This is a genomic window from Gordonia sp. LMA484 (assembly GCF_058129505.1).
Genome location: NZ_CM176700.1, coordinates 1316173 through 1336177, shown reverse-complemented (window position 1 = coordinate 1336177; position 20005 = coordinate 1316173). Strand labels below are relative to the sequence as shown.

Sequence of the window (20005 nt, the reverse complement as noted above, 5' to 3'; positions counted from 1 at the left end):
TGAAAATGATTGTGGAATAAAGGGACTGGATGGGAACTGAAGGTGATCACTGCTTGCCGAAGGTGGGGTTGTGCACCTTGCCGAGGGTGATGTGCACGGCCTGCTGGTCGGTGTAGAAGTCGATGGACCGGTAGCCGCCCTCGTGCCCGAGACCCGACGCCTTCACACCGCCGAACGGGGTCCGCAGGTCGCGGACATTGTTGGAGTTCAGCCACACCATGCCGGCCTCGACGGACTGCGAGAAGTTGTGCGCGCGCTTGAGATCATTCGTCCAGATGTAGGCGGCCAGACCGTATTTCACGCCGTTGGCCAGCTCGAGGGCCTCTTCGTCGGTGTCGAAGGGGGTGATGGCGACGACGGGTCCGAAGATCTCCTCCTGGAAGATCCGGGCGTCCGGCTTGACGTCGGCGAACACCGTCGGGGCGACGAAGTTGCCGGTCTCGAAACCGTCGGGACGGCCACCGCCGGCGACGAGCCGGCCTTCGGTCTTGCCGATCTCGACGTAGCTCATCACCTTCTCATAGTGCTCGGGGTGCACGAGCGCCCCGACCTCGGTGTTCTTCTCGTGCGGGTACCCCACCACCACGCGCTTGGCCTGCGCCGCATAGCGTTCGACGAACTCGTCGTAGACCGGACGTTCGACGAGGATGCGACTACCGGCGGTACAGCGCTCGCCGTTGAGGGAGAACACGCCGAAGATCGTGGCGTCGATGGCTGCATCGAGGTCGGCATCGGCGAACACGACCGCCGGGCTCTTGCCACCGAGTTCCATCGAAAGGCCCTTGAGGAACGGTGCGGCGTTGCCGAAGATGATCTGGCCGGTGCGGCTCTCCCCGGTGAACGAGATCAGCGGCACATCAGGGTGTTTCACCAGTGCGTCGCCGGCATCTTCACCAAGGCCGTTGACGAGGTTGAACACACCATCGGGCAGGCCGGCCTCCTCGAAGATGCCGGCCCACAGGGACGCCGACAGAGGGGTGAATTCGGCCGGCTTGAGTACGACGGTGTTGCCGGTGGCGAGCGCGGGACCCAGCTTCCAGGATTCGAGCATGAACGGTGTGTTCCACGGCGTGATCAGGCCCGCCACACCGATCGGTTTGCGGTTGACGTAGTTGATCTGACGGCCGGGCACCTTGTAGGTGTCGTCGGCCTGCGCGACGATCAGGTCGGCGAAGAAGCGGAAGTTCTCCGCGGCCCGGCGTGCCTGCCCGAGCGCCTGGGTGATCGGCAGGCCCGAGTCGAACGACTCGAGCTCGGCCAGTCGCGCGTCACGGGACTCGACGATGTCGGCGATGCGGTGCAGGATGCGAGAACGCTCACGGGGCAGCATCTTCGGCCACGGCCCCTCGGTGAAGGCCTTGGTGGCGGCCGCGACGGCGAGGTCGATGTCGGCCTTCTTACCGGCCGCCGCCTGCACATAGGTCTCGTTGGACACCGGATCCAGGACGCCGAAGGTGTCGCCGTCGATCGAGTCGACGAATTTGCCGCCGATGTAGTGCTGGATGCGCGTGGGCAGATCCGCGGGGACGTGTCGGGCGGCGGTTGCACTCACCGTATTCGTCATGGTTACTCCGTTTCTTGAGGGTCTGGAGGGGTCAGGAGGTTCCGAGGGTCAGTAGGTCGGGAGGCCCAGCGTTTCGTCGGGGTGTTCGTGGACCATGTATGCGTCCAGCGTCGCGGCGCGGTGGCGCCGCGCGACCTTCTCGATCTCGCCGAGCGGCGCACCGATCTCGATGAGCCGCACGATGTTCTCGTGTTCGCGCACCGACTCCTGGGCACGTCCGGGAACGAAGGAGAACGTCGAGGCGCGCAGGTGACCGAGGCGCGCCCATTCGGCCTCGACGAGGGTGATCATCCGTGGATTGGTGCACCGGGTGAACAGGGTCGCGTGGAACTCCTGGTTCAGGGCGGTGAACAGGCTCGGATCGAAATGGTCGAGCGAGGCGATCATGCGTTCGTTGATGTCACGGGCCTTGCGCAGGTCCTCCTCCGTCAGACGGCGCGCGGCCAGTGCGGTGGCCGCACCCTCGAGGATCGAGAGGGCCTGCATACTGTGCCGGTACTGCGAGTCGTCGACCATCGACACCTGCGCACCGACGTTGCGCTCGAAGGTCACGAGGCCTTCCGCCTCGAGCTGCCGGATCGCCTCACGGACGGGCACCACGCTCATGTCGAGACTCTTCGCGATGGTGCTCAACACCAGGCGGTAGCCCGGTGTGTACTCCTGCCGCGCGATCCGGTCCTTGATCCAGTGGTAGGCGATCTGCGACTTACTCTGTGTCGGTTGCTGGTTCGCCACGATGTCGCTCATCGGTTGTTGCGCCATTCGAGATACTTCGCCTTCCACTCGGCATTCGGTGGGAACAAACCGTCGACCGGGTGACCTGCGGCCACCTGATCCGCCACCCAGGCGTCCTGTTCTTCTTGTTCGAGAGCAGCGTCGGCAACCTCGTCGGCGAGGCCCGGCGGTATGACGATCACGCCGTCGTCGTCACCGACGATGATGTCGCCGGGCTGCACGGTGGCGCCGCCACACGCGATGGTGAGGTCGAAGTCCCACGGCACATGCTTGCGGCCGAGCACGGCGGGATGCGACCCGGCGGTGAACACCGGGAGGCCGATCTCGGCGACCGCATCGTAGTCGCGGACACCGCCGTCGGTCACGATTCCCTCCGCACCAAGGGTTTTCGCACGGATGGCCAGGATGTCCCCGAGCGTGCCAGAGCCAGTCTCACCGCGGGCCTCGATGACGATGACCTCACCGGGGCCGACGGCGTCGAAGGTCCGTTTCTGTGCGTTGTAGCCGCCGCCGTGGGAGGTGAACAGGTCCTCACGGTTGGGCACGAAGCGGAGTGTCTTGGCGGTGCCGACGATCTTCGTGCCACGCGTCTGCGCGCGCACACCGTCGATCGAGACATTGTTGAGTCCACGCTTGCGGAGCTGCGCGGAGAGCCCGGCGACGGGGACGCGCGTCAGCTTGTCACGCAGGACGTCGGTGAGCGCGGATGCGGCGGCTTTCGGCAAGCCCGCCGCCTCGCGCGATCCCCACGCCTCGGCGCGCTGGGTGTCGTCCACCGCGGGAAGGGACCCCAGGTCGGAGTCGAATCCACTGGTGCCGGCGACCACCGTCGTGACCAGTCGTCCCGACGTCGGCGCGTCGGACGACGTCGGTGCGTCGACCTCGACCTCGACGACATCGCCGGGCACGACGACCGACGACCCGGCCGGGGTGCCGGTGAGGATCACGTCGCCTGTTTCCAGGGTGAAGTGTTGCGACAGATCGGCCACCAGTTGGGTCAGCGGGAAGATCATCCCGGCTGTCGTGTCTTCCTGCGCCAGAACGCCGTTCACCCAGGTGCGCAGCCGGAGTGCGTTCGGATCGACTGAGCGGGCGTCGATCAGGCCGGGGCCCAGCGGTGTGAATCCGTCACCGCCCTTGGAACGCACGTTGGAGCCCTTGTCGTTGGCTCGCAGGTCATAGAGCCCGAAATCGTTGGCCGCAGTCACGGCCGCGACATGGTCCCAGGCGGTCTCAATCGACACGCGGCGGGCGCGATCACCGATGACCAGTGCGACCTCCCCCTCGAAGGCGAGCAATTCGGTACCTGCGGGGCGTTCGATCGCACCACCGCTCTCGGCGACCGAACTCGACGGCTTGAAGAAGTACGACGGATGCGCCGGGCGACGTCCACGTTGGTCGGCACGCGAGGCGTAGCTCAGATGAACCGCGACGATCTTGCCCGGCCGGCCGATCCTGGCCACGGGCTTCGCCTCGACTGCCGGCTCGTACTCGGTCGTCATGCAGCCCTCCTTCTCAAAGTCGTATACGAAAACATATCTTGCATCGGGTATACGAGATCGTATATGTTCTCTCACAGAGATTGCAAGTGACCTAGATCGCACGATCCCGGGTCGGTGAGCCCCGCCACCACCGCAGTCCCTTGCACCGACAGGCATCGCCTGCACCACAAAGGAGCTTCGATGAATGCACCTCCCCGAGCCCTCGCGGCAAATTCCCCGATAGTCACCGAGACCGATCGCCGTCGAGTCGTTTTCGCCACCATCGTCGGCACGACCGTCGAGTGGTACGACTTCTTCGTCTATGCGGCCGCGGCCGGACTGGTCTTCGGCAACCTGTTCTTCCACCCGGCCGGCGATTCGATCGCGACGATCCTGTCGTTCCTCACCGTCGGCATCAGTTTCCTGTTCCGTCCGCTCGGCGCCTTTCTCGCGGGACATTTCGGCGACAAGTACGGTCGCCGCATCGTCCTGATGGTGACCCTCGTGACGATGGGTGTGGCCACGACGCTCGTCGGACTCCTGCCGACGTACGAGGCGATCGGCATCGCCGCCCCGATCCTGTTGATCGCGCTGCGGATATTGCAGGGCATCTCGGCCGGCGGCGAATGGGGCGGTGCGGTGCTGATGGCCGTCGAGCACGCACCCGACCGCAGACGCGGTGTGTTCGGTGCCTCCCCGCAGATCGGTGTTCCTCTCGGCCTCCTGCTCGCCTCCGGCGTGATGGCGCTGATGACCGTGATCGCCCCGGGCGACGCCTTCATGGCGTGGGGGTGGCGCGTCCCGTTCCTGCTGTCGATCGTGCTGATCCTCATCGGCCACTTCATCCGACGTCGCGTCGAGGAGAGCCCGGTCTTCCTGGAGATCGCCGAACGCAAGGAAGAGACCAGGACCCCGATCGCCGAATTGTTCCGCAAGCACTGGCTGCTGGTACTGGTCGCCGCACTGATGTTCGCCGGTAACAGCGCCGTCGGCTACATGACCACGGGCGGCTACATCCAGAGCTATGCAACCAACCCCGACGGTCCCGTCGGCCTCGCGCGCGGCCCGGTGCTGTGGGCCGTCGCCGCATCCGCGGTGACCTGGCTGATCTTCACCGCCGTCGGGGCGGCGATCAGCGACCGGATCGGCCGTCGCACCACCTACATCATCGGCTGGGTCCTGTTGCTGGCCGCCCTGATCCCGCTCTTCCCGCTGGTGCGGGCCGGCAACGTGTGGCTGTTGTTCGTCGGACTCGCCCTGCTGACTGTCGGCCTCGGCTTCACCTACGGCCCGCAGGCCGCGCTCTACTCCGAACTCTTCCCGGCGTCGATCCGATTCTCCGGCGTCTCCATCTCCTACGCGCTCGGCGCCATCCTCGGCGGCGCGTTCGCTCCGATGATCGCCGCAGCGCTGGTCCGCGCGACCGGCACTACCACATCGGTGGTGCTCTATCTGGGCAGCGTGGTGCTGATCAGCCTGATCGCCACCCTCACGTTGCGCGACCGCAGCGGTATCCCCCTGGGTCCCGACCACGAGGCAGAACAAACAACCAGTCCGATCAGAGGAATGACGAGGGCCTGAACAATGCAGTTCCATCACCACGGCTACGTTTCCGGTGACCCGCGGGTGCAGCCTGCCGCGGGTGTGGGTCTCGACCGCTCGGACGAACTCCCCGACGAGGTCGACGTCCTCATCGTCGGCACCGGGCCCGCCGGCATGATCACCGCGGCCCAACTGTCCCAGTTCCCGACCGTCACCACCCGCATCGTCGAACGGCGCCCCGGCCGCCTGGCGATCGGTCAGGCGGACGGCATCCAGGCACGCAGCGTCGAGACGTTCCAGGCCTTCGGGTTCGCCGAGCACATCATCGCCGAGGCCTACCGGATCACCGAGATGGCTTTCTGGAAGCCGGATCCCGACGATCCGACACGGATCGTCCGTGCCGCGCGGGCCGAGGACGATCCGGCGGGCATAAGCGAGTTCCCCCACCTGATCGTCAACCAGGCGCGCGTGCTCGACTACTTCGCCGAGTTCATGGCGAACTCGCCCACCCGGATGACCCCGGACTACGGTTACGAGTTCGTCGGGCTCGAGATCGGCCGGGGCAGCGAGTATCCCGTCACCGTGACGCTCAAACACACCGTCGGCAAACACGAGGGCGCCACCCGGACCGTGCGCGCGAAGTACGTCGTCGGCGCCGACGGCGCGCACAGTGGAGTCCGCGACGCCATCGGGTGTACCCCACACGGGGACAAGGCCAATCACGCGTGGGGTGTCATGGACGTCCTCGCCGTGACCGATTTCCCGGACATCCGCACCAAGTGCGCGATCCAGTCCGGCTCCGGCGGCAGCATCCTGCTCATCCCGCGCGAGGGCGGCTACCTGTTCCGCATGTACGTCGATCTCGGGGTGGTGCCCGAGAACGACCGCGGCAGCATCCGCAAGACCAACATCGACGAGATCGTCAAGCAGGCCAACGAGATCTTGCACCCGTACACCCTTGACGTGAAGAACGTCGCCTGGCACAGCGTGTACGAGGTCGGCCACCGGGTGACCGACCGGTTCGACGACGTCCCCATCGAGCAGGCCGGGACCCGCACGCCGCGGGTGTTCATCACCGGCGACGCCTGCCACACCCACAGTGCGAAGGCCGGCCAGGGCATGAACGTCTCGATGCAGGACGGCTTCAACATCGGCTGGAAACTCGGCCATGTGCTCGACGGCCGTAGCCCCGAGAGCCTGCTGGCGACCTACTCGGCCGAACGGCAGGTGATCGCACAGAACCTGATCGACTTCGACCGCGAGTGGTCATCGATGATGGCCAAACGCCCCGAGGAGTTCGATTCACCGTCGGAGCTCGAGGACTTCTACGTCAAGACCGCCGAATTCCCGGCCGGTTTCATGACCGAGTACCAGCCGTCGATGATCGTCGGTGCGGGCATTCACCAGGACCTGGCATCCGGCTACCCCATCGGCAAGCGGTTCAAGTCGGCGCCGGTGGTCCGGGTCTGCGACGCCAATCCGGTGCAACTCGGCCACCACCACCGAGCCGACGGGCGTTGGCGCATCTACGCATTCGCCGCGGATCCGGCCGCGCCTCACAACGCTGGGGCGCCGGGCGACTCATCGCTCGACGACTGGGCCGACTGGCTGGCACACGATCGCGAGTCGCCGATCGTCCGCTACACCCCCGAGGGCGTCGACGTCGACGCGATCTTCGACGTCAAGGTGATCTATCGGCAGGATCACACCGGAGTCGATCTCGGTACCGTGCCGTCGATCTTCCTGCCCAGGGTCGGGCCGTTCGAGGTAATCGACTACGAGAAGGTGTACGCCACCGACCCCGGCGTCGACATCTTCGCCGAACGCGGCATCGACCGGCGCGGCGCCGTGGTCGTCGTCCGACCGGATCAGTACGTCGCGCAGGTTCTTCCGCTGGCAGCGACCGATGAGCTCACCGCCTTCTTCGCGCAGAACCTCCTCCCCCACAACGCCGCGTCCCTCACCAAGGAGTCCGTGTGACCCTCGCAGCCGCTCGGCTGAGCCTCTGAGGCGGTTCTTCCGCCCGTTCCCGGTTCGTCCGCCCCTTGCACGGGGCGGACGAACGGGCAACGGGCGGAGGAACTATCACTGCATCAGGCCGACCAGCCGCAGTGCGGACTCCACCTTGGCGTGGAGGATCCTGGGCCGCATCGAGTCCGCCCAGACCCAGCGAACGACATGCGGGCCTGTCGCGCGGATCGCATCCTCCCGGAGCTTCTCGGCAAAGATGACCTCCTCGGGTAATTCGTCGCTGAACGGGTTGGATCGGTGATACTTCACCCGCCCATCGAATTCCCCGACGAGTCGGAGTGTGCCCGACGTGTCGCGCCACCCGAAGTCCCCGTACACGTGTTTGCCGCCGTCGAGGTCGATCCGGATCGGGACCTGAAGTTCGGGCACAGGGATGAGCGGATGGTCGGCAAGCACGAGTCTGCTCACTGTTTCGCCGATGCTCTCGGCGCGACCGTCGGCGAGGGTGAGGGCCGCACGCAGGGTCGGTGCGCCGTGGTAGCGGCGGAGTCGTCGTGCCTGGTCGTCGATCTCTTGCCGTGGCACACCCAGGTGCAGGCCTGAGTCGACGACGCACACCGCCTGTTCCAGGGTCGCGAGCCTGGCCACGTCGCACACGGTACGCGCCGGCGAGGTCGTCGGTATGCCGTCGAGGAGCACAACTTCGGAGTGCTGGAGTGTCGCCTGATGGGTGATCCCGTGAGCTGTGCGTTTGCCTGTTGTGGCGGCAGTGAAATGAACGACGGTCAGGTCGGGTCGCAACATCGGAATGCCTTGCAGCACAGCGGCCGACGTGTGGCTGACGACTCGTCCGGGTCCACCGTTGCGGGCGGCCGCGACGATCATGGCGCGGTAGTGATCGAGCTGGCGACGGTATCGCGACGATGTCGCGTCGGAGTTGCCGGTGTCGGATGTGGCAGTGTCGGTCGGCAGATAGGCGCCACGCCAGACGCGGGTCTTGCGTCGTCCTCGCACATCGGCACTCAACATCTCGTCGGTGATGCCCTGCTCGATCGCGGCGGATCGAAACAGGAGGTGCTCTGCACCAAACCCCGGCCGGTCGTCCATGGTGACGATCATGCCGCCGATGCGCTCAACCGCCAGAAATCCATCCACAGGGCCCCGGCCACGTCCACACTCACCTGGCCCGGTCAGTCCTCCGCCGCCGGTTCTTCCCCCTCAATTCCGTTCGTCCGCCCCGTGCACGGGGCGGACGAACCGGGAACGGGCGGAGGAACGGACCGCCGGATCGGCAAGCACAACCGAATGCGTGACATCTTCCTTACCGGATAGTAAGGTCTCTACTTACTACCGAGTAAGATATGGGTCGAGCCAGCGATGGCCCTGCCCTACCGCCCGAGAACAGGCTGGTGAACATGACCTCACAAACCGAAGCGCGGCACACCGAACCGCGCGACACCTCCGCTGTCGGCAAGAACCCACACCCCCGCAACTTCATCGGTACCGCGATGCGCGTACTGACCACCGTCACCGGGTCCGAGTTCGCCGAGAAGTACAAGATCCGCGAACCCATCAATCGGATCGCCTATCAGGGCACCAAGACCGGCTTCCAGACCCTCGGTGCGGCGAATCGCGCCTTCAAGGCCGCCCAGGGCGGCTCGGGCCAGGCCAAGCGGCTCACCACGTCGCCCAAGGGTTACTTCGACCTGAACCCCGACGACGAGCAGCAGATGATCGCCGAGACGGTGAAGGATTTCGCGGTCGAGATCCTGCGTCCGGCGGCCTACGACGCCGACAACGCCGCCGCGGCGCCCGAGGAGATCCTCAAGCGTTCCGCCGAGCTCGGCATCACCATGATCAACGTCCCCGAGGAGTTCGAGGGTGCCGCATCCGAACGCGGTGTGGTGACCAACGCCCTCGTCGCCGAGGCGATGGCGTATGGCGACATGGGTCTGGCGTTGCCGCTGCTGGCGCCGAGCGGTGTCGCGACCACGCTTACCAACTTCGGCACCGACGAGCAGCAACGCACCTACCTCCCCGACTTCGCCGGCGAGAACGTGCCGCAGTCGGCCGTGGTGATCGCCGAGCCGAAGCCGCTGTTCGACGCCTTCGACCTGTCCACCAAGGCCACCCGCGTACCCAGCGGCTACCGCCTCAATGGCGTGAAATCGTTTGTGCCCGCGGCGGGCTCCTCCGAGCTCTTCATCGTCGGCGCTCAGCTCGACGGCCGCCCGGCGCTGTTCATCGTCGAGTCCGACACCAAGGGACTGATCGTCGAGGCGGATCCGGGGATGGGTGTCCGTGCGGCCGGCATGGGACGCCTGCTGCTGCAGGATGTGGCCGTGCCGTCGGCGGCGCTGGTCGGCGGGGCCGACGGTGACGCGGCCGCATCCGCCTACCGTGACGTGGTGCGCCTGTCGCGCCTCGGCTGGTCGGCGCTGGCCGCCGGAACTGCGCGGGCGGTCCTCGACTACGTGATCCCCTACGTGAACGAGCGTGAGGCGTTCGGCGAGCCCATCTCCAACCGCCAGGCGGTCGCCTTCATGGTCGCCACCATCGCGACCGAGGTTGATTCGATCCGCCTGGTGACGCTGCGCGGTGCAGCACGTGCCGAACAAGGCCTGTCGTTCGCGCGCGAGGCAGCGCTGGCACGCAAGCTGACCATCGACAAGGGCCTGCAGATCGGGCTCGACGGTATCCAACTGCTCGGCGGCCACGGCTTCACCAAGGAACACCCGGTGGAGCGGTGGTATCGCGATCTGCGCGGTGCCGGTATCGGCGAGGGCGTCGTCGTCCTGTAGACGGCCGGATCTGGTGAGGAACAACTGACATGAGCATCAATCTCGAACTGCCCAAGAAACTGAACGTCACGATCGATCAGGCGCATCAGGCCGCCGCGGAGATCTTCCGACCGATCTCGCGCAAGTACGATCTGCGCGAGCACGACTATCCGGTCGAGCTCGACACTCTCGCAAGCCTGTACGACGGTCTCGCCGAGGCCGGCCAGGCCGGCGCCGGCGCCGACGGCGGACGCAGCCAGCAGAAGTCGGACAAGCCCAGGGCCGAGGGCGCGGTGGTCAACGGCGGCAACATGCAGTCGGTGATCAACACGATGGAGACCAGCTGGGGCGATGTCGGCCTCATGCTGACCATCCCGTACCAGGGTCTGGGCAATGCGGCGATCGCCGCGGTCGCCACCGACGACCAGCTTAAACGGTTCGGCAAGGTGTGGGCTGCGATGGCCATCACCGAGCCCAGCTTCGGCTCGGACTCCGCAGCGGTCTCGACCACCGCGACTCTCGACGGCGACGAGTACATCCTCAACGGTGAGAAGATCTTCGTCACCGCCGGTTCGCGGGCGACCCACATCGTGGTGTGGGCGTCGGTCGACAAGAGCCTCGGCCGTGCGGCGATCAAGAGCTTCGTGGTGCCACGTGAGCACCCGGGCGTAGAGGTCGCGCGTCTCGAGCACAAGCTCGGGATCCGGGTGTCGGACACCGCGGTGATCCGCTTCGAGAACTGCCGCATTCCCAAGGACAATCTGCTCGGTTCGCCTGAGGTCGACACCAAGAAGGGCTTCGGCGGTGTCATGCAGACCTTCGACAACACGCGGCCGATGGTTGCGGGCATGGCGGTCGGCGTCGCCCGCGCGGCGCTCGAGGAGATGCGACGAATTCTCGAAGAGGCCGGCATCGAGATCGACTACGATCGCCCGGCCGCCGACCAGCACGCCGCCGCCGCCGAGTTCATCCGGATGGAAGCCGATTTCGAGGCCGCGTATCTGCACACGATGCGTGCGGCGTGGATGGCCGACAACAAGGAGCCGAACTCACTCGAGGCGTCGATGTCGAAGGCAAAGGCGGGCCGCACGGGCACCGACATCACCAACAAGGTGGTGGAACTGACCGGCACGCTGGGCTATTCGGAACGACTCCTGGTGGAGAAGTGGGCCCGGGATTCGAAGATCCTCGACATCTTCGAAGGCACCCAGCAGATCCAGCAGCTCATCATCGCCCGTCGTGTGCTCAACAAGAGCAGCGCCGAGCTGAAGTAGCGGTGGCCGGCCGAGTAGCGTCAAGCCGACCCGACCGCTGGCCGAGTAGCGTCAAGCCGACCCGACCGCTGGCCGAGTAGCCGTCAAGCCGACCCGACCGCTGGCCGAGTAGCCGTCAAGCCGACCCGACCGCTGGCCGAGTAGCCGTCAAGCCGACCCGACCGCTGGCCGAGTAGCCGTCGAGCCGACCCGACCGCTGGTCGAGTAGCCGTCGAGCCGCCAGGCGAGACAGCGTATCGAGACCACCCGCATGTCACGAGGTCTCGAGTAGACCCTCGCCTACCGGCGAGGGTCTACTCGACCGCCGGAGTGCGGCCCTCGAAGTCCGCCGGCACCAGTAGCAGCGGCGTCTTGCGGTGACCGATCATCTGCTGGGCGACGGACTGTCGGAGCATGGAGTCCAGATACGACAGGAGCCCTCCGCGCGGACTGCCGATCACCACCATGAGTGCCGAGTAGCGGTCGGCGACCGTGGACAACAACTGCGCCGGGTCTCCGTGGCCGCTGTGGTAGGTCCACGAAGCGGCCAGTGCGTCGAGCAGTTCCTTCGCCTGGGCCGCCTCGCCGACGACGGCGGCGCGAATCTGCTCCCCCCAGTCCGGGGCGTCGGGATCGACGGGCATGTCATCGATGTCGACGACGTGCACCACATGTACGTGCGCGGTCAGGCGATGAGCCAGATCCACCGAGTACCGCACGGCCGCACTACTTGCCTGTTTGCCGTCCCATCCGACGACGAGGCTCGCCTCGGCACGACGACTCGGCTCCGGCCCACGGACCCGCCGACGCAACGGCGCGTCGCCGTCGAGGTGGCCGTAATCGGTGTCCTTCGTCATCGCGATCCCTCTCGTCCCATCATCCCCCGCCTCACAGCGACCACGCCAGCACCAGACCGAGGCCGCACATCGCCGCGCTCCCGACCAGGGAGGCGACCGCATTGCCGAGCGCGAGCACCGAGCGCCGCTTCTCGGCCAATCGGACGGTCTCGAAGCTCGCCGTACTGAAAGTGGTGTAACCGCCGCAGAACCCGGTTCCGACGATGGTCTGGACGTCGGGTTGGAGGGTGTGGAACATGACCGCGCCGGCGAGCACACCCAGCAGAAGCGAACCGCTCAGGTTGATCGCCAGCGTCGCCCAGGGGAAGGTCGTGGACCGCCACTGTTTGATGGCCCCGTCGAGCACGAACCGGGCGGCCGCGCCGAGGGCCCCGGCGGCCATCACCGCGAGGACGATCACGACACCTCCCCCGCTCGATGACGCAACGCCGCACCCGCAGCGGCGATCCCGAGCCACGCGCAGACCACGCCGGCGACGACGGCGGCCAGCCCATAGCCGACCGCCACCGGCAGGGCGCCCCGATGCGTCAGCAGCGACATCTCGAGCGCGAAACTGCTGTAGGTGGTGAACGACCCGCACAGGCCGGTGCCCAGGAGCAGACGTCCCCGACGTCGCCACCCGTCGTCCTCCCCTGACAGCGCAAGACCTTCCAGGAGCGCCCCGAGTGCGAAGGCCCCGACGAGGTTGACCAGAAACGTGCCCCACGGCCAGTCGGTGCCATGGGCGGGGAGCAGCTCCTCCACCCAATAGCGCAGACCGGTGCCACATGCACCGCCGAGCAGGACCCACAGGATCGCCGTCGGCCGCAGATGCAGGGGCCGAACGGCGTCGGGGTCGGTGGGCAACTCGGCGTGCGAGTCCGCAGGCGCGGTGTCGCGCGGAATGTGATCAGAACCCATGCGTCAGCCCCATCCGTCAATCGGACCAGGAACTATCAGCCGGTGGCGGCGGTTCGGACAGCGACACCGGTCGCGTGTCCGGGCGAGATCCATCACCCATCGACACCTTACAGCGCTCGCCCCGCCACACGTCTGACCGACATCTCGGTCGCATCGACGTTGCGTGCCGACAAACCGCTCAGTTGATTCGGCGTCCGGTCGCGGGGTCGAAGAGGTGGAGGCGCTCCGGGTCCGGGATCAGGCGAACGAGATCGCCTTTCGCCGTGCTGCCGCGCGCAGGGGTCCGCACCACCACCGTTCGGCGCTGACCGTCGACCTCGGTGGCGGCGTAGACGTAGCTGTCGGAGCCGAGCTTCTCGACGAGGGTCGCCTGCGCGCCGATACCCCGTGACACGTCGGCGACCACCTGCCAGTCCTCGGGACGGACACCGACGGTGACCGGGCCGCGCGCAATGGTCTGGATCGGGAGCAGTTCGCCCGCGATGCGAACCCCGCTCTCGGTCGCGACTCCGGGCAGCAAACTCATCTGCGGCGAGCCGATGAAGCTCGCGACGAACTCGTTCGCCGGGCGGTCATACAGGGCCAGCGGTGTGTCGACCTGCTGGATGACGCCGTCGCGCATCACTGCCACACGCGATCCCAGCGTCATGGCCTCGACCTGGTCATGTGTGACGTAGACAGTGGTGACACCCAGTTCTGCCTGTAGTGCTGCGATGTCGGTGCGGGTGCGTACGCGCATCTTCGCATCGAGGTTGGACAAGGGTTCGTCCATGCAGAACACCTGGGGTGAGCGCACGATGGCCCGGCCCATCGCGACCCGCTGCCGTTGTCCACCCGACAGCGCCTTCGGCTTCCGATCGAGGTAAGCGGTGAGGTCGAGCATCTCGGCCGCTTGCGCGACCCGGGCATCTCGTTCTGCCTTGCTCACCTTCGCCAGGCGGAGCGCGAAGGCCATGTTGTCGGCGACGTTCATGTGCGGGTAGAGCGCATAGTTCTGGAAAACCATTGCGATGTCACGATCTTTGGGCGGCACCTCGGTCACATCACGGTCGCCGATGAGGATTCGGCCGTCGTCATTGCGGTCCAGGCCCGCGAGCATCCGCAGAGTGGTCGACTTCCCGCAGCCGGACGGCCCGACGAGGACGAGGAGTTCGCCGTCGGCGATGTGCAGGTTCAGACCGGCAACCGCAGGTCGATCGGTGCCCGGGTAGCTGCGTCGGACATTGTCGAAGGTGACGGTGGTCATCGTGATTGCTCCAATGGACTTTCAGGCCGATTCACGGCGGACGAGGGTGGGGGCGAAGACGACTCGACGTGGTGCGACCGATCCACCGTCGAGCTGCCCGAGTAACAGCGCGACTGCCTCGGCGGCCATCTCCGCCAGGGGGTTTCGCAGTGTGGTCAGTGGCGGGTCGGTACGCTCGGCGACCCCGAGGTCGTCGGCGCCGGTGATGGCGACATCGTCGGGCACGCGGCGACCTTCCGCGCCAAGCACGTCCAACGCCCCGACCGCCATCAGGTCCGAGGCGATGACGATGCCGTCGATGTCGGGATAGGAATCGAGCAACTGGCGGCAGGCATACGCACCGCCATCCGGGGTGAAATCCCCGTAGCCGATGGCGTCGGCCCGTCGACCCGCCGAGGTCATGGCCTGCTTCCACCCTTCCAGACGGTCGACGCCGGCGGTCATGTCGGTCGGCCCGGCGATGGTGGCTATGCGGCGACAGCCACGGTCCAGGAGGCGCCGGGTGGCTTCGAGACCACCGGCGACATTGTCGGTGTCGACCCACGACAAGCGATCGCTGTTGCTCCACGGGCGGCCGATGAACGCGCTGGGCAGACCGAGTTCGGCAAGGTGATCGGGCAGGCTGTCGCCGCGATGGTGTGAGACGACGATGGCGCCGTCGACCTGCCGGTTGCCCAGGAAACGCAGCATCCGGGCTTCCTGGTCGTCGCCACCGGCAAGGAGGAGCACGACCTGGAAGTCATGCTTCGAGAGTTCTCTGGTGACGATGTGGACCGTACGGGCGAAGAACGGGTCGGAGAACACACGCTCGTCGGGCTCGGGGACCACCAGCGCGACCGACTGTGTTCGACGGGTCACCAGCGACCGGGCCGCCTGATTCGGTGTGTAGCCGAGACGATGGACAGCCTCGTCGACCGCTTTCTGGGCACGTGGGCTGACGCGGCTGCCCCCGTTGACCGCGCGCGAGGCCGTCGCTCGGCTGACTCCCGCCAGTCGCGCGACCTCGTCGAGCGTGGGTGATGCGTTGCGCGGTTCCGAGCCGGTCACGAGTCGTCCCCCCAGCGGTCGGGCACGGCGTTGGATGCTGCCACCCGGGCGAACCACAGCGCGCTGTCCTTGGGCGTCCTGACCTGGGTGGCGTAGTCAACGTGCACGATGCCGAATCTCTGCGTATAGCCCCACGCCCACTCGAAGTTGTCCAGCAGGGTCCAGACGAAGTAACCGCGAACATCGACACCCTGCGCGATGGCGTCGTGGACCGCGCGGACATGGAGATCGATGAATTGCCTGCGCTTCTCATCGTGGACGGCCCCCTCGGGGGTGACGATGTCGGTGTAGGCCGCACCGTTCTCGGTGATGTAGACCGGCGGCACCCCGTAGTCGTCGCGTAGCCGCACGAGCAGTTCGGTCAATGCCGCCGGCTGAACCTCCCAGCCCATGTCGGTGACCGGATATCCCCGTCGCGGGAAGGTGATCCGTCGCCCATCCGGTTGTGCCGGGGCGGCCACGCGTGCGGGTGCCACCACATCGTCGCCGAGGAGGTCGGTGCGCACGCTGCTGCTGGCACCATCGCCATGGTAGAAATTCACGCCCAGCGCATCGATCGGCTGCGCGATGAGGTCCAGATCTCCATCGAGGACCCAGTCGTGCCATGCTCGGCCCTGAAAAGTCAGACCTGCCACGTCGTCCGCGATGTCGTCGGGGTAGCGGCCGCGGAACAGCGGGTCGAGAAAGACCCGGTTGCTGAAGACGTCGAGGCGCCGGGCCGCGTCGACGTCATCGGCACTGCCGGGATCGAACGGCGTAGCGACGGTGAGGTTCAGCGTGATCCCCACCTGTTTACCACGATCCGGAGTCGCGCCTCGTCGCCGCAGTTCGTCGACGACGAGACCGTGACCGAGCAGCAGGTGATGGGCGGCCACCAAGCCGGCCACTCCCTCCTGCCTACCGGGCGCGTGCTGACCACTGGTGTAGCCCAGGAAGGCCGAACACCAGGGCTCGTTGAGCGTGGTCCAGTGATCCACCCGGTCGGCCAGCGAGTCATACACGCTCAACGCGTAGTCGACGAAGCGGTACGCGGTGTCGCGGTTGGTCCACCCGCCGGCATCTTCCAGGGTCTGGGGAAGATCCCAGTGATAGAGGGTCAGCCAGGGCGTGATCCCCGCGTCGAGCAACTCGTCGGCGAGTCGGGCGTAGAAGTCGATGCCCTTCTGGTTCGCGCTGCCCGCGTCGGGGCGGACCCGCGGCCACGCCACCGAGAATCGGTACGCATTCAGCTCGAGGCGCTGCATCAGCGCCACGTCGGCCGCCATCCGGTGGTAGTGATCGCACGCGACATCGCCGTTGTCGCCGTTGAGGATTGCGCCCGGAACGCGTGCGAAGGTATCCCAGATCGACGGTGTTCGACCGTCAAGGTCGTGTGCGCCTTCGATCTGATACGACGCGGTCGCCGCGCCCCAGAGAAATCCATCGGGGAAGTGCAGTGCGGAGTTCATCCTTTTACGGCTCCTTGCATGATGCCGGTCACCAGGTGGCGACCGGTCGCGACGAACAGGAGAAGCAGTGGCACGGTCGCGAGGATGGTGCCGGCCTGCAGGAGCGCCATATCGCTCAGCCCATGACCGGGTGCGATCTTGAGCTGATCGAGCGCGGTCTGCAGGGTCTGCACGTCAGATCCCTGGAGGATCAGCAGTGGCCACATGAAGTCGGTCCACGCCTGCATGAACGTGAAGAGACCCAGGATCGCCATCGCGGGCCGAGCGGCCGGAACGGCCACGGTCCAGAAGGTCCGGAGCATGGAACACCCGTCGACGCGAGCGGCGTCGATCAGCTCGTCGGGAATCGCCGTGCTCAGGTACTGGCGCATGAAGAAGACACCGAAAGCGGTGACCAGCCATGGAAGTGCGACCGCGAATCGGGTACCGGTCAGCCCGAGATTGCTGAACTCCTTCAACAGCGGGATGAGCGCGAGCTGCGGTGGGATCGCCATCGTGAGCACCACGAAGACCATCAGCGCGCTGCTCCCACGAAAGCTCAACTTGGCGAACGAATAACCCGCCAGGGTGGAGAACAGCACCACCGAGATCGCCGCCACGCTGGACACGATGATCGAGTTGCCCAGCGCAGACCAGAAGTCGATCCGGTCGAAAACGCGCTGCGCGTTCTCGAAGAAGTGGCCACCGGGAAGCAGTGGTGGCGGTGTCTGATTCGCACGCTGCGACGTGACCGAGCCGATGACGAACGACCAGTACAGCGGAAAGACAGATCCGAGCACGAAGGCGGCCAGCAGGCCGTAGACGATGAATCCGGGACGGCGGGTCATCGTGACGACCTCCTCTGTACGGCACGGGTGACGAAGAAGTTCACCAGCGCGAACACGACGATGAGCAAGAACAGCAGCCAGGCCGCCGACGCCGCGCGGGGATATGGGTCCGTGGCGCTGTTGGCGGTGTTGAACACGTACATCGTGAGCGTCAGGTACTCGTGGTTCGCGCCCCCCTGGTGCTGCAGATTCGTGTCGAAAAGCCGCGGCTCGGTGAAGATCTGGAGTCCGCCGATGGTCGAGGTGACGATGACGAAGATCATCGTCGCGCGGATCGACGGCAGGGTGATGTGCAGGAACTTCCGGATGCTCCCGGCTCCGTCGATCGCCGCCGCCTCGTACAGATCGCGCGGGATGGCCTGCATCGCGGCGAGCAGGATCAGCGTGTTGTATCCGGTCCAGCGCCAGTTGATCATGGTGGCGATCGCAGTCCAGCTTGCCAGTCGATCCCCGTGCCAGGCGACCTGCGGAAGCCCGACGCCGCTGAGCACATCGTTGACGAGGCCGGATTTGTCCGCGAACAGCGAACCGAAGATCAACGCCGCGGCCGCCGGTGCGACCACGAACGGGATCAGCACACTCATCCGCCACCACGAGCGACCCCGCAGACCGGTGTCGAGCAGTGCCGCGACGATCGTCGCGATGATGATCTGCGGGATCGACGACAACAGGAAGATCCCGATCGTGTTCACGAGCGCTTTGTGAAAGACCGGATCGGTCAACACATGCCGGTAGTTGTCCAACCCCACCGCGCCGCCGTGCTGCGCCGCGAATCGCGGCCACGAGAAGAAGGAGAGATACCCCGTGTACAGCATGGGGTACAGCCCGATGACGGCGAAGACGAGGAAGAACGGTGCGATGTACAGGTAGGGCGAAGCCGAGCGATCGAGACGGGAAATACGCTGCCGCCGAGTCGGTTTCGAGGAAGCTCCGGACGGGTCGGAGTCGGCCGGAGCCGACGGCTCCGGCCGCTGGGCATCTCCGGCCGATCTCCGGGTCTCGTTGGGGACCAAGGTCATGTCATCAATCCAGGTTGCCCACGGCCTGGGTGAAGGTGGCCCAGGAGGCCTCCGGCGACTGGCCTTCGTCGACGCGCTGGATCGCGGTCTGGAGGAGCCCGAGAATGTCGGAGTACTTGTCGCCCTTGTACGGCACTCCCACCGGCACCGCTTTCGCCCGATCGGCCAGGATCTGCGCGGTCGGCGCGTCGGCGAAGTAGGGGTCCGGCTTGTTGGCCGAACTCAGCTCCTGTTCGGCGGCCAGATTCGCCGGATACGCGCCGGCGGCATCGAACGCACCCACCTCCTGCTTGGTGTCGGTGAGCCAGTTGGCGAATTGTTTGGCCTGCTCTTGATGGGCAGACTGCGCGGGAACGGCCAGGAACGACCCACCCCAGTTGCCACCGCCGCCGGGGAACGCATCGGCGATGTCCCAACCGGTCACCGACGGCGCGGATTCCTTGATGTTGGCGAACATCCAACCAGGGCACGGCATGGTCGCAAACCCGTTGTTGGTGAAGTTGGCAGTCCAGTCATCACTCCATTGCACCGCCCGGGTGGACAGTGTCGGGGCGAACTCGGCCACCGTGGAATACACCTTCTTGAGTCCCGCATTGTCGACGTCGACGGTGTTGTCGCTCGTCTGGAACGGATACTCGACCTGATTGAGCATGGCCTGGGCGATGGATCCGCTGGAGTCATACCACTTGGTCGCGGGTACCTTCTTCACGAACTCCTGACCGAGATCGAAGTAGCTGTCCCATGTTCGGAACATCTTCGCCACCGATTCCCGGTCAGCGGGCAATCCCGCCTGACGGAAGAGATCGGCCCGGTAGCAGATCGCCTCGGGCCCGGCATCGGTCGGATAACCGATCTGTGTGCCGTCGGCGGTCTGGCCGTCCTTGTACTTGTAGGAGACCCATCGATTGTCCAGCGCAGGGTCGGTCAGGTCCGCGAACTGGTCCGATGCACCGTCGGTGAGGAATTGCGGCATTGCGTCGCCTTCGATCGCGACCACGTCGGTCAGACCGGTTCCGGCCTGCAGGTTCGAGGTCAGGGTCTGTTTCCAGGTATCCCACTGCGCGATCTTGGTTTCCTTCACCTTGAACGGACTTGCCGGGTCGCTGTTCCACTGGTCGATCAGGTCGCCGTACCCGAAGTCGCCGAAGGTGGTGATCGTGAGCGTGTCATCTTTTCCGAGCGATGTCTGGGCACCGTCGCCGGCTCCACCGCAGCCGGCCAACAATGCGCCGACGACGCCGACGGTGACTCCCACCGCCATCGCCCCGCGCCACGAATTCGTCTTCCTGGTCACCTGTGTGCCTCTCGCCCGGCGGACTTATGACGACCCCCACG

Annotated in this window: 17 protein-coding genes and 1 riboswitch; of the genes, 4 read left to right on the top strand and 13 right to left on the bottom strand. The window is 66.1% G+C overall.

What is annotated here, in order from left to right; translation table 11 throughout:
* Positions 1 to 46: 46 nt before the first annotated feature.
* The 3 genes from hpaE to AC4AMJ_RS05600 are packed head-to-tail and all read right to left on the bottom strand — an operon-like array spanning position 47 to position 3801.
* The gene (gene hpaE, locus AC4AMJ_RS05610; RefSeq protein WP_489917482.1) at positions 47 to 1564 is read right to left on the bottom strand and encodes a 5-carboxymethyl-2-hydroxymuconate semialdehyde dehydrogenase; all 1518 of its coding nucleotides are present in this window, start codon (positions 1562 to 1564) and stop codon (positions 47 to 49) included.
* 48 nt (positions 1565 to 1612) lie between these two features.
* Positions 1613 to 2326, bottom strand: a complete 714-nt coding sequence (locus AC4AMJ_RS05605) for a GntR family transcriptional regulator (protein WP_489917481.1) — start codon at positions 2324 to 2326, stop codon at positions 1613 to 1615.
* On the bottom strand, positions 2308 to 3801 hold the full coding sequence (locus AC4AMJ_RS05600) for a fumarylacetoacetate hydrolase family protein (protein ID WP_489917480.1): 1494 nt from the start codon (positions 3799 to 3801) through the stop codon (positions 2308 to 2310). The genes AC4AMJ_RS05605 and AC4AMJ_RS05600 overlap by 19 nt, the downstream gene beginning before the upstream one ends.
* 180 nt (positions 3802 to 3981) lie before the next feature.
* Here AC4AMJ_RS05600 and AC4AMJ_RS05595 point away from each other — a divergent pair, with 180 nt between their 5' ends.
* Both AC4AMJ_RS05595 and AC4AMJ_RS05590 read left to right on the top strand, forming a co-directional pair.
* Positions 3982 to 5361, top strand: coding sequence for an MFS transporter (locus AC4AMJ_RS05595; protein WP_489917479.1), 1380 nt, complete (start codon positions 3982 to 3984; stop codon positions 5359 to 5361).
* Between the two features lie 3 nt (positions 5362 to 5364).
* Positions 5365 to 7302 (top strand): FAD-binding monooxygenase, encoded by a 1938-nt coding sequence (locus AC4AMJ_RS05590; protein ID WP_489917478.1) that lies wholly within the window; start codon positions 5365 to 5367, stop codon positions 7300 to 7302.
* Between the two features lie 105 nt (positions 7303 to 7407).
* Here the strand turns inward: AC4AMJ_RS05590 and AC4AMJ_RS05585 are convergent, their stop codons facing one another.
* Positions 7408 to 8412, bottom strand: coding sequence for a hypothetical protein (locus AC4AMJ_RS05585; protein ID WP_489917477.1), 1005 nt, complete (start codon positions 8410 to 8412; stop codon positions 7408 to 7410).
* A gap of 296 nt (positions 8413 to 8708) precedes the next feature.
* Here AC4AMJ_RS05585 and AC4AMJ_RS05580 point away from each other — a divergent pair, with 296 nt between their 5' ends.
* Together AC4AMJ_RS05580 and AC4AMJ_RS05575 are read left to right on the top strand one after the other, a co-directional pair.
* On the top strand, positions 8709 to 10094 hold the full coding sequence (locus tag AC4AMJ_RS05580; protein WP_489917476.1) for an acyl-CoA dehydrogenase family protein: 1386 nt from the start codon (positions 8709 to 8711) through the stop codon (positions 10092 to 10094).
* A 29-nt stretch (positions 10095 to 10123) separates the two neighbouring features.
* Positions 10124 to 11347: an acyl-CoA dehydrogenase family protein gene (locus tag AC4AMJ_RS05575; RefSeq protein WP_489917475.1), complete on the top strand. Its 1224-nt coding sequence runs from the start codon at positions 10124 to 10126 to the stop codon at positions 11345 to 11347.
* Positions 11348 to 11640: 293 nt separating this feature from the next.
* Here AC4AMJ_RS05575 and AC4AMJ_RS05570 read toward each other — a convergent pair whose 3' ends face one another.
* From AC4AMJ_RS05570 to AC4AMJ_RS05530, 9 genes are all read right to left on the bottom strand, one after another.
* Positions 11641 to 12183, bottom strand: a complete 543-nt coding sequence (locus AC4AMJ_RS05570; RefSeq protein WP_489896538.1) for a universal stress protein — start codon at positions 12181 to 12183, stop codon at positions 11641 to 11643.
* Between the two features lie 31 nt (positions 12184 to 12214).
* Positions 12215 to 12583, bottom strand: coding sequence for a fluoride efflux transporter CrcB (gene crcB / locus AC4AMJ_RS05565; protein WP_489896539.1), 369 nt, complete (start codon positions 12581 to 12583; stop codon positions 12215 to 12217).
* Complete coding sequence (gene crcB / locus AC4AMJ_RS05560; RefSeq protein WP_489917474.1) at positions 12580 to 13083, bottom strand: fluoride efflux transporter CrcB; 504 nt, start codon at positions 13081 to 13083, stop codon at positions 12580 to 12582. Before crcB (AC4AMJ_RS05560) ends, crcB (AC4AMJ_RS05565) begins: the two co-directional genes overlap by 4 nt.
* Before the next feature lie 19 nt (positions 13084 to 13102).
* A riboswitch (Fluoride riboswitch) is annotated at positions 13103 to 13189 on the bottom strand.
* 72 nt (positions 13190 to 13261) lie between these two features.
* A complete protein-coding gene (locus tag AC4AMJ_RS05555; protein ID WP_489917473.1) occupies positions 13262 to 14329 on the bottom strand; it encodes an ABC transporter ATP-binding protein in 1068 nt (355 codons plus the stop codon).
* Positions 14330 to 14350: 21 nt separating this feature from the next.
* Entirely contained in the window at positions 14351 to 15376 is a 1026-nt protein-coding gene (locus AC4AMJ_RS05550) for a LacI family DNA-binding transcriptional regulator (RefSeq protein ID WP_489896542.1), read from the bottom strand.
* On the bottom strand, positions 15373 to 16824 hold the full coding sequence (locus AC4AMJ_RS05545) for a GH1 family beta-glucosidase (RefSeq protein WP_489917472.1): 1452 nt from the start codon (positions 16822 to 16824) through the stop codon (positions 15373 to 15375). Before AC4AMJ_RS05545 ends, AC4AMJ_RS05550 begins: the two co-directional genes overlap by 4 nt.
* A complete protein-coding gene (locus tag AC4AMJ_RS05540) occupies positions 16821 to 17651 on the bottom strand; it encodes a carbohydrate ABC transporter permease (RefSeq protein WP_489917471.1) in 831 nt (276 codons plus the stop codon). The genes AC4AMJ_RS05545 and AC4AMJ_RS05540 overlap by 4 nt, the downstream gene beginning before the upstream one ends.
* Positions 17648 to 18670, bottom strand: coding sequence for a carbohydrate ABC transporter permease (locus AC4AMJ_RS05535; RefSeq protein ID WP_489917470.1), 1023 nt, complete (start codon positions 18668 to 18670; stop codon positions 17648 to 17650). Before AC4AMJ_RS05535 ends, AC4AMJ_RS05540 begins: the two co-directional genes overlap by 4 nt.
* A 4-nt stretch (positions 18671 to 18674) precedes the next feature.
* Complete coding sequence (locus AC4AMJ_RS05530; protein ID WP_489917469.1) at positions 18675 to 19964, bottom strand: ABC transporter substrate-binding protein; 1290 nt, start codon at positions 19962 to 19964, stop codon at positions 18675 to 18677.
* Between the last annotated feature and the right edge of the window lie 41 nt (positions 19965 to 20005).

Coding starts and splice junctions, on each gene's coding strand:
- hpaE (WP_489917482.1), bottom strand. CDS start 1,564: ATGACGAATACGGTGAGTGCAACCGCCGCCCGACACGTCCCCGCGGAT.
- AC4AMJ_RS05605 (WP_489917481.1), bottom strand. CDS start 2,326: ATGGCGCAACAACCGATGAGCGACATCGTGGCGAACCAGCAACCGACA.
- AC4AMJ_RS05600 (WP_489917480.1), bottom strand. CDS start 3,801: ATGACGACCGAGTACGAGCCGGCAGTCGAGGCGAAGCCCGTGGCCAGG.
- AC4AMJ_RS05595 (WP_489917479.1), top strand. CDS start 3,982: ATGAATGCACCTCCCCGAGCCCTCGCGGCAAATTCCCCGATAGTCACC.
- AC4AMJ_RS05590 (WP_489917478.1), top strand. CDS start 5,365: ATGCAGTTCCATCACCACGGCTACGTTTCCGGTGACCCGCGGGTGCAG.
- AC4AMJ_RS05585 (WP_489917477.1), bottom strand. CDS start 8,412: ATGATCGTCACCATGGACGACCGGCCGGGGTTTGGTGCAGAGCACCTC.
- AC4AMJ_RS05580 (WP_489917476.1), top strand. CDS start 8,709: ATGACCTCACAAACCGAAGCGCGGCACACCGAACCGCGCGACACCTCC.
- AC4AMJ_RS05575 (WP_489917475.1), top strand. CDS start 10,124: ATGAGCATCAATCTCGAACTGCCCAAGAAACTGAACGTCACGATCGAT.
- AC4AMJ_RS05570 (WP_489896538.1), bottom strand. CDS start 12,183: ATGACGAAGGACACCGATTACGGCCACCTCGACGGCGACGCGCCGTTG.
- crcB (WP_489917474.1), bottom strand. CDS start 13,083: ATGGGTTCTGATCACATTCCGCGCGACACCGCGCCTGCGGACTCGCAC.
- AC4AMJ_RS05555 (WP_489917473.1), bottom strand. CDS start 14,329: ATGACCACCGTCACCTTCGACAATGTCCGACGCAGCTACCCGGGCACC.
- AC4AMJ_RS05545 (WP_489917472.1), bottom strand. CDS start 16,824: ATGAACTCCGCACTGCACTTCCCCGATGGATTTCTCTGGGGCGCGGCG.
- AC4AMJ_RS05540 (WP_489917471.1), bottom strand. CDS start 17,651: ATGACCCGCCGTCCCGGATTCATCGTCTACGGCCTGCTGGCCGCCTTC.
- AC4AMJ_RS05535 (WP_489917470.1), bottom strand. CDS start 18,670: ATGACCTTGGTCCCCAACGAGACCCGGAGATCGGCCGGAGATGCCCAG.